At 57.4% G+C, this 11,926-nt stretch carries 14 protein-coding genes; 6 read left to right on the top strand and 8 right to left on the bottom strand.

Annotation, left to right across the window (positions count from 1 at the left end):
- Positions 1-2: 2 nt before the first annotated feature.
- The 4 genes from JIO00_RS07250 to JIO00_RS07235 form a co-directional block, all read right to left on the bottom strand.
- Positions 3-719, bottom strand: a complete 717-nt coding sequence (locus JIO00_RS07250; RefSeq protein ID WP_010462198.1) for a response regulator — start codon at positions 717-719, stop codon at positions 3-5.
- Between the two features lie 92 nt (positions 720-811).
- Entirely contained in the window at positions 812-1,459 is a 648-nt protein-coding gene (locus JIO00_RS07245) for a TetR family transcriptional regulator C-terminal domain-containing protein (protein ID WP_010462200.1), read from the bottom strand.
- 91 nt (positions 1,460-1,550) lie between these two features.
- Positions 1,551-2,330 (bottom strand): class II aldolase/adducin family protein, encoded by a 780-nt coding sequence (locus tag JIO00_RS07240; RefSeq protein ID WP_083374819.1) that lies wholly within the window; start codon positions 2,328-2,330, stop codon positions 1,551-1,553.
- A 75-nt stretch (positions 2,331-2,405) separates the two neighbouring features.
- On the bottom strand, positions 2,406-3,455 hold the full coding sequence (locus JIO00_RS07235; RefSeq protein WP_200667884.1) for an ABC transporter substrate-binding protein: 1,050 nt from the start codon (positions 3,453-3,455) through the stop codon (positions 2,406-2,408).
- A gap of 217 nt (positions 3,456-3,672) precedes the next feature.
- Here JIO00_RS07235 and JIO00_RS07230 point away from each other — a divergent pair, with 217 nt between their 5' ends.
- Together JIO00_RS07230 and JIO00_RS07225 are read left to right on the top strand one after the other, a co-directional pair.
- Complete coding sequence (locus JIO00_RS07230) at positions 3,673-5,634, top strand: oxidoreductase (protein WP_200667882.1); 1,962 nt, start codon at positions 3,673-3,675, stop codon at positions 5,632-5,634.
- A 67-nt stretch (positions 5,635-5,701) separates the two neighbouring features.
- Positions 5,702-6,301, top strand: coding sequence for a cupin domain-containing protein (locus tag JIO00_RS07225; protein ID WP_200668613.1), 600 nt, complete (start codon positions 5,702-5,704; stop codon positions 6,299-6,301).
- Between the two features lie 94 nt (positions 6,302-6,395).
- Here JIO00_RS07225 and JIO00_RS07220 read toward each other — a convergent pair whose 3' ends face one another.
- The 3 genes from JIO00_RS07220 to JIO00_RS07210 all read right to left on the bottom strand — a co-directional run bounded on the left by JIO00_RS07220 (position 6,396) and on the right by JIO00_RS07210 (position 7,666).
- Positions 6,396-6,740: a hypothetical protein gene (locus JIO00_RS07220; protein WP_197678981.1), complete on the bottom strand. Its 345-nt coding sequence runs from the start codon at positions 6,738-6,740 to the stop codon at positions 6,396-6,398.
- A complete protein-coding gene (locus JIO00_RS07215) occupies positions 6,733-7,098 on the bottom strand; it encodes a hypothetical protein (protein WP_200667880.1) in 366 nt (121 codons plus the stop codon). The genes JIO00_RS07220 and JIO00_RS07215 overlap by 8 nt, the downstream gene beginning before the upstream one ends.
- Before the next feature lie 244 nt (positions 7,099-7,342).
- A complete protein-coding gene (locus JIO00_RS07210) occupies positions 7,343-7,666 on the bottom strand; it encodes a hypothetical protein (protein WP_145307381.1) in 324 nt (107 codons plus the stop codon).
- Positions 7,667-8,322: 656 nt separating this feature from the next.
- Here JIO00_RS07210 and JIO00_RS07205 point away from each other — a divergent pair.
- From JIO00_RS07205 to JIO00_RS29925, 4 genes are all read left to right on the top strand, one after another.
- Complete coding sequence (locus JIO00_RS07205; RefSeq protein WP_010462217.1) at positions 8,323-8,613, top strand: DUF3077 domain-containing protein; 291 nt, start codon at positions 8,323-8,325, stop codon at positions 8,611-8,613.
- A gap of 233 nt (positions 8,614-8,846) precedes the next feature.
- Positions 8,847-9,128 (top strand): hypothetical protein, encoded by a 282-nt coding sequence (locus JIO00_RS07200; RefSeq protein WP_131060378.1) that lies wholly within the window; start codon positions 8,847-8,849, stop codon positions 9,126-9,128.
- A gap of 3 nt (positions 9,129-9,131) precedes the next feature.
- A complete protein-coding gene (locus JIO00_RS07195) occupies positions 9,132-9,545 on the top strand; it encodes a hypothetical protein (protein WP_200667878.1) in 414 nt (137 codons plus the stop codon).
- Positions 9,546-10,158: 613 nt separating this feature from the next.
- Entirely contained in the window at positions 10,159-10,293 is a 135-nt protein-coding gene (locus tag JIO00_RS29925) for a hypothetical protein (protein ID WP_267912144.1), read from the top strand.
- Between the two features lie 88 nt (positions 10,294-10,381).
- Here JIO00_RS29925 and JIO00_RS07185 read toward each other — a convergent pair.
- A protein-coding gene (locus JIO00_RS07185; RefSeq protein ID WP_200666142.1) for an IS3 family transposase occupies positions 10,382-11,544 on the bottom strand; the annotation gives its coding sequence in 2 pieces (ribosomal slippage) (positions 10,382-11,289 and positions 11,289-11,544; 1,164 coding nt in all).
- Positions 11,545-11,926 lie beyond the last annotated feature (382 nt).

Raw genomic sequence — 11,926 nt, 5'->3', positions numbered from 1 at the left:
AGTCAGGCCGCTACGCTGGCGGTGAACAGGTAACCGGCACCGTGGATGGTAATGATCAACTGCGGCTCGGCCGGGTCGTCGTGCAACTTGCGCCGCAAACGTCCGACCAACACGTCGATGGAACGATCATTGGGCACCCACTCGCGGTTGCGGATCTGGTCCATCAACTGATCGCGGCTCAACGTGTGGCCGCTGTTGCGCAGGAACACGCTGAGCAGCTGGTATTCGCCGTGGGTCAGCAGGGTTTCGCTGCCAGTGGCGTCGATCAGCCGTCGGCGATCGGTGTCCAGCGCCCAGTCGGCGAATTGCTTGACCGGTTTTGCAATGGCCGCCACCGGCTGGGGCGCCTGCGCGTGGCGAACCCGGCGTATCAGGTTTTTCGCCCGGGACACCAGCTCGCGTGGGTTGAGGGGTTTGATCACGTAGTCGTCGGCGCCGCATTCGAGGCCGACGATGCGATCGATTTCATCGTTGCGCCCGGTGATCAGAATGATCCCGACTTCCGAACGGACCCGCAGCTCCCGGGTCAGGGTCAGCCCGTCCTTGCCCGGCAAGCGGATATCGAGCATCACCAGATCCACCGTCTGGCTCGCCAGAAAGGTTTCGGCCAGCTCCGCGGTGGCGGCGCAATGCACGTCATAACCTTCCTGGGACAGGTAGGCATGCAGCAGTTCGCGAATCAGCGGATCGTCATCGACGATCAGTACCCGAGGAGTCATCGCTAGGTGTCCCGCGTATGCCCGAAGGCGTGTTTCTTATTAGAGTGTTTTGTTGCCTTGGCGCCAGAGAGTATCGGCAGCTGAACGACCGATCAACAGCCCGTCGTCTGAACGCAAAACCGTTGACGACCGCCGGCCTGCAAGCCGTCGACCCAGGCTTCGCAAATCTGAATGCCTTGCTCCGGGGTAAAGGTGCCCGGGTTGAGTCCCGACTCCAGCCACAAACCATCAAGCAACGCGCTAAGGCTGATGGCGGCCAGGTCGGCATCGAAGTGTTCCCAGCCCTCCTCCTGCGCCAATTCGGTCAGGACTTTACGCAAGATGCCGCGATACTCGCCGTAGGAATGCTCGTGCGCGAGGTTGATTGATTCCGCCGTGCGTACAGCCCCCCAGAATGCCAGCCAGGCATCAATCAATTGCGGGTCGAGCAATTCGGCTGAAAACGAGCCGCGAAAAAACGCCGACAAGCGTTCCCGAGCGCTGGGTGCCGCGTGTTCCATGGCGTCGCGCAGCAACCCCATGACCCTGCCAGTAATCGCCCGGTAGGCCTCGGCCACCAATTCGTCCTTGCCGGAATAATGATGGCTGATCAACCCGACCGAGACGCCGGCCTCGGCGGAAATCTTGCGGATCGATGCGCCCTGAAAGCCGTGGCGCTTGAGGCAAACCAGCGTGGCTTCGATCAGGTTGGCCTTGCGCAACTCCGGCTCCATGCGGGAAAAACGGGCTTCCTGACTCATGCGCGACACTCTCCGTGGATCAATCATTAGGGCGCGGCGGTGAAAGCCGCGGGCTGAACGACTGTACAGCAAGAGCGTGGCAAGTCTCCAGTCAGTCGCGATAACCCGGCGCCACCCGCTCAAGCAATCGCAACAGCGCGGCCCAGGCCAACTGCATGGCATCCGGGTCGCTCAACTCCCCTTCGTCCAGCGGCCGGCCAGGATCATTGAACTGACGTTCGGTGTGTTCGCACACCTCGCTCGGCGGCAAGACCAACTCACCGGCAGCTTGCGCAGCGAGCTGGATTTCACAGGCTTTTTCCAGGTAGTACATGCGCAAGAAGGCCTGCCCCACGGTCTGGCCAACGGTCAGCAAACCGTGATTACGCAGCATCAGCACCGGCTTGTCGCCAAGGTCCTGCACCAGGCGCTGCTGTTCGCTCATGTCCAGCGCCACGCCTTCATAGTCGTGATAGGCCACCCGCCCGTAGAACTCCATGGAGATCTGATTCACCGGCAACAACCCGCACTTCAACGCCGCGACCGCGCAGCCGGATCGGGTGTGGGTGTGCAGCACGCACTGCGCATCGTCACGGGCACCATGAATGGCGCTGTGAATCACAAAACCTGCCGGATTCACGGGATACGGCGACGGCTCCACGGCCCGGCCATCAAGGCCGATCTTCACCAGATTCGACGCGGTGATCTCATCGAACATCAGCCCGTATGGATTGATCAGGAAGTGATGCTCAGGCCCCGGCAGTCGCACCGAGATGTGGGTAAAGATCAGATCGGTCATGCGAAAGTGCGCGATCAATCGATAACAGGCGGCCAGTTCCTCGCGCAGATGCTGTTCCGTCGTGCTGCGCAGTGGGTGGGCGATCTCGTTCATTGTTGTGGGTCTCCAGGGTGATCGACTGCGCAAAACAGTAAGGCCGGACGCGGTGAAACGTCCAGCCGCCAGCGGCTACTTGCTGGCCCAGGCATTAAAACGCTCTTCGAGTTCTTCGCCGTGATCGACCCAGAACGCCACGTCCATCGACAGCGCGCCTTTCAAGTTTTGCGGCGCCGTGGGTACCCATTGCGCGAGTTTGCCGTCGAGTCTGGCTGCCGCTTGCGTATTGGTCGGGCCGTAAGGGATCTGCTCGACATACTTGACCTGCGCGTCCGGCTGATTGGCGAACGCGATAAAGCGCTTGGCCTGATCGACATGTTTCGAGCCTTTGATGATCGCCCAGTAATCCATGCCATACAGACTGCCCGGCCACACCAGCCCCAGGTGACTGCCGTTTTGCGCGGCTGCGGCCACACGTCCGCTGTACGTCGAGGTCATCACCACATCCCCGGCCGTCAGCCATTGCGCCGGTTGCGCGCCGGCTTCCCACCACTGGATGTAGGGTTTGAGCTCGGTGAGCTTGGCGAAGGCCCGGTCGACACCTTGCGGCGTGTTCAACACTGAATAAACGTCTTCGACTTTCACGCCGTCGGCCAGCAACGCGAACTCCAGGTTATACACAGCACGCTTGCGCAGCCCGCGTTTGCCGGGGGTTTTCTGCACATCCCAGAAGTCGGCCCACGACGTCGGAGCCTGCGCCAGCTTCTGCGTGTCGTAGGCAATCGCCACGCTCCACACCAGCGCTGCCGAACCGCACGGCTGCGCGGCGTCGGGAATCAATTGTTCGACGCGACCGAGGGTTTTCCAGTCGAGTTTTTCATACATTCCTTCATCGCAACCGCGCATCAGGTCGGGGCCTTCTATCTGCACCACGTCCCAATCGGCGTTGCCGGTGTCGACCATCACTTTGATCCGGGCCATCTCACCGTTGTATTCGCTTTGAATCAGCTTGCTGCGATCCGCAATGCTGAACGGCTGGAAGAACGCCACATCCTGGGCTTTCTGGCCGGCGCCGCCGTAACCCACCACCACCATGTCCGGTGCTGCCTGAGCGCTGCCAAGGCTGACGGCCAAGGACAGCAACAAGGGATAAAAACCGTGCTTGAGCGTATTCGATTTCATCAGTGGTTCCTCTTGCCGGTGCCACTCGACTTAACGTCGGCGTGGCCCTTTTTTATTGTTGTGAGGTTCGCCCCAGGTGCGGGCGCCAGACGAATCTACTGCGAGGCGCAGTAAAAAAACAAGTTGATTTTTTACTACAGGTAAATTTCTATAGGCAAATAATAACAACACCGAAAAGCCGGCCTTTCGGCTGCAGCCTGCCTGGAGTAACCGTCCCATGCCGACCTCGTCCCCCGCTTTTGCACACCTGTTCGAACCCTTGCAGCTGCGTGGCAAACGCCTGAAGAACCGCATCATGTCCAGCGGTCACGACACCTCGATGCCCACCGACAACCTGGTCAACGAGCAACTGATCGCTTACCACACCGCTCGGGCCGAAGGTGGCGTCGGACTGATCGTGTTGCAAGTGGCCGGGGTGCATGACAGCGCGCGGTACACCTCCCATGTGCTGATGGCCACTGACGACGCTTGCATCGAGGGCTATCGGACGATCGCTGAACGTTGCCATGCGCACGGCACCGTGGTGCTGTCGCAGATCTTCCATCCAGGTCGGGAAATCATGGAGTCCAGCGATGGCTTGCTGGCCGTCGCCTACTCGCCGTCAGCGGTGCCCAACGAGCGTTTCCGGGTGATGCCGCGTGCGCTGGATCAAGCGATGATCGACGAGATCGTCGCCGGTTACGGTGCCGCTGCCCGACGTCTGTACCAGGCCGGAATCGACGGTGTGGAAGTGGTCGCCAGCCATGGCTACCTGCCGGCGCAATTCCTCAACCCCAGGGTCAACCGTCGCACCGATGGCTATAACGGCGAGCTGGAACAGCGGTTGCGTTTCCTGCGTGAAGTGATCGCGGCGGTGCGCGCCAACACCGATGAGCACTTCATCGTCGGCCTGCGCATTTCCGCCGATGAACGCGATCCCGAGGGGCTGACCGAGGACGAATCCCTGGCCGCCGTGCAATCCCTGCAACCAATTCTGGACTACGTGCACATCGTCGCCGGCACCTCGGCTTCGTTGGGCGGCGCCGTGCACATCGTGCCGCCGATGGCGATCGAAGCCGCGTACCTGGCCAAGGAAGCCGGAACGTTCAAGGCCGGGTTGTCGATTCCACTGTTCGTCACCGGGCGCATCAACCAACCGCAAGAAGCCGAGCTGATTCTGGCTCGCGGGCAAGCCGACGTCTGTGGCATGACCCGCGCCCTGATCTGCGACCCGCAAATGCCCAACAAAACCGACACTGGCCATGTCGAAGACGTGCGCGCCTGCATCGCCTGCAACCAGGCCTGCATCGGCCACTTCCACAAAGGCCTGCCGATTTCCTGCATCCAGCACCCGGAAACCGGGCGTGAACTGATCTTCGGCCAGCGACAACCAGCCGCCCAACGCAAGCGCATCATGATCGCCGGCGGCGGACCGGCCGGGATGAAAGCCGCCGCCGTGGCCGCCCAGCGCGGCCATGACGTGACACTCTACGAAGCCAGTTCGCAACTCGGCGGCCAGGTCTTGCTGGCGCAACTGCTGCCCCGGCGTGCCGAATTCGGCGGCGCCAGCACCAACCTGCAACGCGAAATGGAGCTGGCCGGGGTGCGCGTTGTGCGCAATACCCGCGTGGACCGGACGCTGGTCGAACGCGAGCGGCCGGACATGGTGATCGTTGCTACCGGCGCCGAACCGTATTGGCCGAACTTCGAGCGAGGCGGCGAACTGCAGGTCGTAGACGCCTGGCAAGTGCTGCGCGAGGAGGTGCAAATCGGTCGTTCCGTGGTGGTCGTCGATTGGCGCGCCGACTGGATCGGCCCCGGCATCGCCGAACGTCTGGTACGCGCCGGGCACCAGGTGCAACTCGCCGTCAACGGCACCCATTGCGGGGAAAACCTGCCGCTGTACGTGCGCGATCAACTGGCCGGCGAACTGCACAAACTCGGCATCCCGATCACCCCCTACGCCCGCCTCTACGGCTGCGACGACAACACCGTCTACCTGCAACACACCGCCAGCGGCGAACCGATGCTCTTCGAAAACATCGACACACTGGTGCTCTGCCAGGGCCATCAACCCGTCGACACCCTCGGCGCCGAGCTGCAAGGTCTGGTGGAATTTCGTCGCATCGGCGACTGCCTCGCCCCGCGCACCGCCGAAGAAGCCATCTACGAAGGTTTGAAAGTCGCCTGGGCGCTTTGAGGCTGTTTTATACTCCGGGGCTTTTACACACCCCGGTTTGGAGCACGCCATGAGCAACAGCAGCAAGATGCCGCCTGCCAGCAGCGCGCCCACACAGGACAGCGCCACGGCAGAACCGCATTTTCTCGGCACACGGATTCGTGGGTTGCGTAAACGTCGGTGCATGACCCTGGCGGAACTGGCGCAGATGAGCGAGCTGACGGCGGGGTATATCAGCCAGCTGGAACGGAATCTGGCTTATCCGTCGATTCCTGCGCTGTTCAATATCGCCCGCAGTTTGGGTGTGACCATCCAATGGTTCTTTGCCAGCGAGGGCAATACAGCGCCTGAAGATAACGGCGTTGTGGTGCGCAAGAACACCCGGATGAGCGTGCATTATGAGGACGGGATTGTGGACCAGCTGCTGACGCCGCAGCCGAATCGGCAGTTGGAAATGCTGCACTCACGGTTTCCGCCCGGGACTTACAGTCAGCAGAGTTACAGCCATGAAGGGGAAGAGGCTGGGTATTTGCTGTCGGGGAGTTTTGAGCTGTGGGTGGGGGAGCGTTATTTCCAGCTGAATGAAGGGGACAGTTTCAGCTTTTCGAGCCAGGAGCCGCATCGGTATGGCAATCCTGGTGAGGTGGACGCGGTGGTGATCTGGGTGATTACGCCGCCTTCGTTTTGAGGGGCTGGCGACCTCAGAGCGGAGAAAAATCAGGGTGTCGGCAAATTGCACGAAAAAACCGGCGTTTAGCCGGTTTTTCTTTTTACTCGCTCATTTACAACCAACCGAACCCTTTTCCCATCATGGCTGCCAAGCCCAGCGCCGTGGTGATCAACGCGCCGAACAGTAAACGAAAATCCGTTCGAGCGTCTTTGCGGTGCTCCCGAAAATCCGTTCGAGCCTCTTGACGGTGCTCACGAAACTCCACGCGAAGGTCACCAATGTCACGTCGGACGTATTCGATATGCGTCTCAAGTTTAGATACTCGCGGTTCCAATGGGTTTTCTCCTGGAGGACCTGATGGTCTTCGTCCATTCTCGTCAGTGCCACTTCTTTTGTTGCTCGGGAAGCGGTCGGGGTAATGCTCATCAAGGTTTACCAGCACAAAAGGTTCACTCATCGCAGACCTCCAGCGCTACGGTTTTGCTGCTGTCTTCGACGACGATATCTGCCAGCACATTGAGCGAATGCAGGCGAATAAATCCGCAGTACTTGCAATTAAGCATCACCGCCGGCGTGCCGGAGCGGAAATACTCTTTGCCACACGCCCAAGGCAACCCGACACCCGTCGCCCCGGCCTGGAGTGGTAACTCCCACTCATCATGCTCACAGAACGGGCACCCGGTATTCTTTATTCGCGCTTTGAAAATGTTGGCCAACCGCCCGGTATCCAGATGAAGATCCCCAGGCACTGGCTTGCCTCGTGACACCCCGGTCTGATCATTACTCTGAAAACCATCTTCACTGCTGCTGTACATCGCTACCTCCTCCTTGAGGGAATAAATCATCGATTAACCGATCAACCAGAAGATGGTGCGTAACGTCCAGCCACCTGCTCGACCGCGAAGTCATTAAGGATGCCTTCGCTGAAAAACGAATATACCTTCGATCAATCTCGGACGTATCCGCGTGCGAAGTAGGACGATTCTCTCGTTTGTGTCAGCCCGAAATTACGCCTGTGAGATCCGTCCACGGGCTCTTGCGAAAGCTGCCAGCGCAAGGTCACAGGTTTCTCTGATGAGTGGGGTCTTCGGTTGAAAAGGTCAGTGGCCGTTCCGGCATTGCACCGGCATCGTCTTCAGGTTCTGCTTGAGGTCTGGAAATAATCGGGGCCACCAGTCGCAACACACCCCTCTCAATCAATGAGAGAAGTCCAAAAGTAATGAAGCCAAAAATCAGCCCGACAACCAAAATGCTCAATGGATGAATTTGCACGGCGTCGGAGCTGTCCAGCATGTAGAGAAAAGCCTGAACAGCGACGGCCACACAGGCCGCCAAGGCTGCAATCAGCTTGATAATCAACCAAAGCCGCCGCCATCTATTCATGCTCTTCCCCGCTATCCGGTGATTTCGCTCTTTATTGCATGATAGCTAATGGGCGGGATGCGCCTTTTTTTCTCGCATGTATCCAGATTCGGGCGGCGTAGCCTTGGTAATTCATGACGTTCACGGCGGGACTACTGCTTGTTTAAGGAAAATCCGAGCATCACGAACTTTGGTAAGGCTTCGCGTCTTTGTCAGAGTGGAGCCGGCGCCAGAATATCCGGGTGACTCTCGCTGAAGTTGTAGGCAAAATCCGAGAGTTGCGTAAGGGGGTACGCTTGCTGTGCTTTTGGGCAGGTTGCCGCCTTGTTGGCCATATCTTCGGCGGGATACTCTCCAGACGTCGCTGCACATTCAGCGACCGGGCTTGGTAACCCGACGAGTTACGCAACAGCGTCCCCATCACAATGCTGGTTTTTTCACCAGTAATCTTGTGCTATGGCGGCTGTGCGTGGGACGCCTTCGGGCGTGCCGGTCTCCTTGACTCCCGGTTTACCAACCTGCGCGCAGCTGCCACCCATTCGCTTGGTAACGAAAACGGCAGCTCCTAACGTCAAGGAGTAGACAATGCACACTGTAAACCCGTACAAATTTCTGCGCTTCCCTCACCTCAATTCTCACTGTCGATCCCGCTGCATCTCCGTCACTGGAGGTGGCAAATGACCGAATCAGCAGAAGCAAAAACCATCGGCTTCACCCCCATCTACTGTTCAGGCAAAGCGATGTTCCACGTCAGCGCTGGAGTGCCTGTGAGTGATGCATTGGCACAGGCCTCTGATTTTCTGTTCCTGGCCAAGGCGTTCACGGAAGACGCCGCCTACGTAAGAGACACCGACCGTCATGCCTGGGCCGCGCACTATTTAACGGCGATGGGTAAAGCGCTGCTTGATGATGTGGTGAAGGCGGTGACACCCAGACCTGATCGGAAGGACAAGAAAGCCGCAAAATAGCGGCCAGCCTTTCTGATAGGTGCCCTGGACATTCGGGGTATCAGACCGCCATGGGGGGTGATGTTAGTCACTTTCCCATGGCGCCTATGCTGCCACCCACTCGCTGACTGAGTACCACGGCTTGGGGTGATTGCTTTTTCACTGGAGAGATATAGAATCTATATCACCTTCTAGATTGAAGGATAGTCAGAGCTCGGACGCTCTACCAAGAAACATACGCTTTGGAGTACCCCATGACCCTCACCACTGAAAAATCTGAAAGCTTTCTGCTGCGATTACGCAAACAGGACACGCCAACAGGGGTAAGCATCTCGACAATCGAGTTGCTTATGAATCAGACCGGTTTGAGTAAAACCGAAGTCGCCCACCTCGCCTTGAGGCAATTTGCTGACCGCTATTTGCCCAAGTACGAGCTAGACGATGGACCTCTAACCCCGGCTCAAGTCTCCGCAATTCGTGCAGCTAGCCCTGCTACGGACCTTCCGGAGGAGCGCATTACTAAAAGGCTCTATTGAAAAATGACCACACCTTTTCGCCCACTGCCTGCACCAGGCGACTTTGTCTGGTGTCATTTCCCTGAAGTCATCGGGAACCCAGGCCCCAAAGCTCGCCCCGCATTGGTAGTCGCTGTTTTCGAAGATGACCATGCGGTAAGAATTGCCTATGGCACTACGCGAAAAACAGAAAAACTGTACCCAGGCGAATTTGTTTTAGACCCTTCGGACGCTGGCTTTGCATTGAGCGGTCTGGCCCAGCGCACGAAGTTCGACTTGAACAACGAAGTCCAAGTCTATTTTGATTCCGATTGGTTTGCTCCGAATCAAAGCGTCTATGCCTCCACGCCTCTGCCCAAAATGGGGCGATTAGACATTGAGTATTACCCTGTCGTACAGAAGGCAGCGGAAGCGAAAGCCAAGCGCGTAAAAAAGTAATATTGAGTGTTTAACAAGCCGAAGTCAGGCCGACTTTTTAATTATGTCGCGCTTTATTTTTCACAATAGTCATGTTCGAACTCACAATACTTCATACAAAAACCCGGCGCTGGTCGAGTTTCTTATAGCTGATCGCAACGGTCAACATGTGGCGCTCCCGCATTGGGTAGTCATCATCGTTCCGTTACTGACGCTCTTCTTGATGGCGATTTTGGTGTGGTCGCTGAATTCGGCTGGAAGGAAATTGATAGCTGCTGAAACGAAGGTTGTGGAGCTGCAAACCCCCTCAATGCCCCCCCCTTAATGACCATCAAGAATTGGTCCTTACAGCTATCGCTCAATACGATACCGCTGGCAACGACTGCAACGTCAATGAGCTTCCGCCCCCTGCAGGCGTTACGCTTTTGCAGGTAAACGGAGCAATTGATGTGCTTGAGCAGAGAAAGCTAATCTCGAACTACTACGCAAGTTCTGGGAAATTCGTTTCCTTGAGTGCTGCTGGCCGTTCATACGTTCTTGATCCAGATTACTCACCGCCTCTGTTGCTATTTTTGCCGGTGTTTCAGCCGCAGCCTTATGGACGGATTTAGAAAAAGATTGCGACCTGGGCATCATGGGCAAGATCACGCCGTTGAACCTGATCTTCGAAATTGAATTGCTGGAAGTGCTGACGCGGGGTTTGCGATTTCGTCTGGAGAATGCCATGTCACTTGCACGGGTAAGCATCTTGGATGGCAAACATCGCTAAAGTGGCGTCATCAGTGTCCCTGAGTTCGGTAGTCTGCAAGTAATCGACTACTGCCTGTACTGCCTCGCCTAGTGTTACAGTGTAGTGGTCAACTAATCCCGGACACGACGTTAAGTTTTTCCTCGGCCCGCGCTGGTGCCAACCCCTCGTTGAATTGGTGAGGCCGAATCCAGTTGTAGCGATGCATCAAAAAATGGCTGATATCGCGCTGTGCTTCCTGCGCAGTTCGATAGCCCACGGTCGGTATCCATTCTGTTTTCAAGCTGCGAAATACGCGCTCCATCGGTGCGTTATCCCAGCAGTTTCCTCGTCGACTCATGCTCTGGCGCATGCGGTATCGCCACAACCGCTGGCGAAAGAGTCGGCTTGCATATTGCGATCCCTGGTCCGAGTGGAATAGCAGATCCGAAGGCCTGCCACGCTGCTCGTAAGCCATATCCAGCGCTTTGATCACCAGCTCAGCGTCTGGCTTTTCCGACAGCGCCCAGCCCACGATCCGACGCGTACAAAGATCCAGGACGACAGCCAGGTAATGCCACTTTCCTTGCGCCCAAATGTAGGTGATATCGCCGCACCAGACTTGATTGGGCGCTGGCACGTCGAACTCGCGGTTCAATGTGTTCGGGATATCCAGTCTTTCTACTGTTGCTCGTTTGTAGGCATGGGAGCCGGGTTGTTTGCTGACTAAATCAAGCTCGCGCATCAAGCTACGCACTTTGAATCGACCGAGTTGCTCACCGTCTTCACGCATCAGCGACAGGATGCTGCGACTGCCCGCAGAGCTGCGACTTTGCGAGAACAGCTCACTGACGCGACTACGCAATCGAAGCCGTTCAACATCCGGCGTGCGGCGCCGCAGGCGCTGGGCGTAGTAACACGAGCGAGTGACGTCAAACACCTTGCACAGCCAATCAACCGGCTCATGTGCCCTCAACTGGTCAATCAGCGCGAACGCTCGTGATCTTCCGACATCAAGAGCGCGGTAGCCTTTTTTAGTATTGATTTCTCTCGCTCAAGCCGAGCAATCCGGGCTTCCAGCTCCTGAATTTTTTGCTGTTCCGGAGTCAGTGCCTTGCTCTGCGGGGTGACGCCTTTATGTTCTTTCTGAATCTGGTCAACCCAGCGGCGCAATGCCGATTCACCAATGCCGAGTGAACGGCTGGCTTCGATGTAGCTGTAGTTTTGTTTGAGCACAAGGTCGGCAGCCTCGCGCTTGAATTCAGGAGTAAAGGAGCGGCGTTGTTTAGTCATCTGACACCTCGATCTGGCGAGCATTCTCGCCTAAATGGGTGTCCGGTTTCATTAGACCACTACACAGACCTTTCAGGAAAGCATGTTTTAAACTCGTTCGGAAGGTGGCCATTCAAGCTCTGCATTGTTTTCAGAACCCCTTCAACGAGCCCTACGCACATTCCTTCAGCGACAGTTGGGCCACCCTTGATTTCGCCGCCAGTAACATAAGGAAGCACGCCTTGGCACTGTGCGAGCAGAGCATTCCCGCCAGTGAAGCCAGCGACGACCGATCCGCTACAGAAAATCCCAACCCATGCCACCACTAATAGTGTTTTCAAGCTGCGCGTCCTTGAGGCGTGTTCAGGCCGACTTCCGCCCCGGCCATTATTTCTGCTAGCGA

The organism is Pseudomonas sp. SW-3 (assembly GCF_016615645.1).
Taxonomy (GTDB): Bacteria; Pseudomonadota; Gammaproteobacteria; order Pseudomonadales; family Pseudomonadaceae; genus Aquipseudomonas; species Aquipseudomonas mandelii.
The sequence above is the reverse complement of the archived record's forward strand: the minus strand, read 5'-3'. Positions and strand labels throughout refer to the sequence as shown.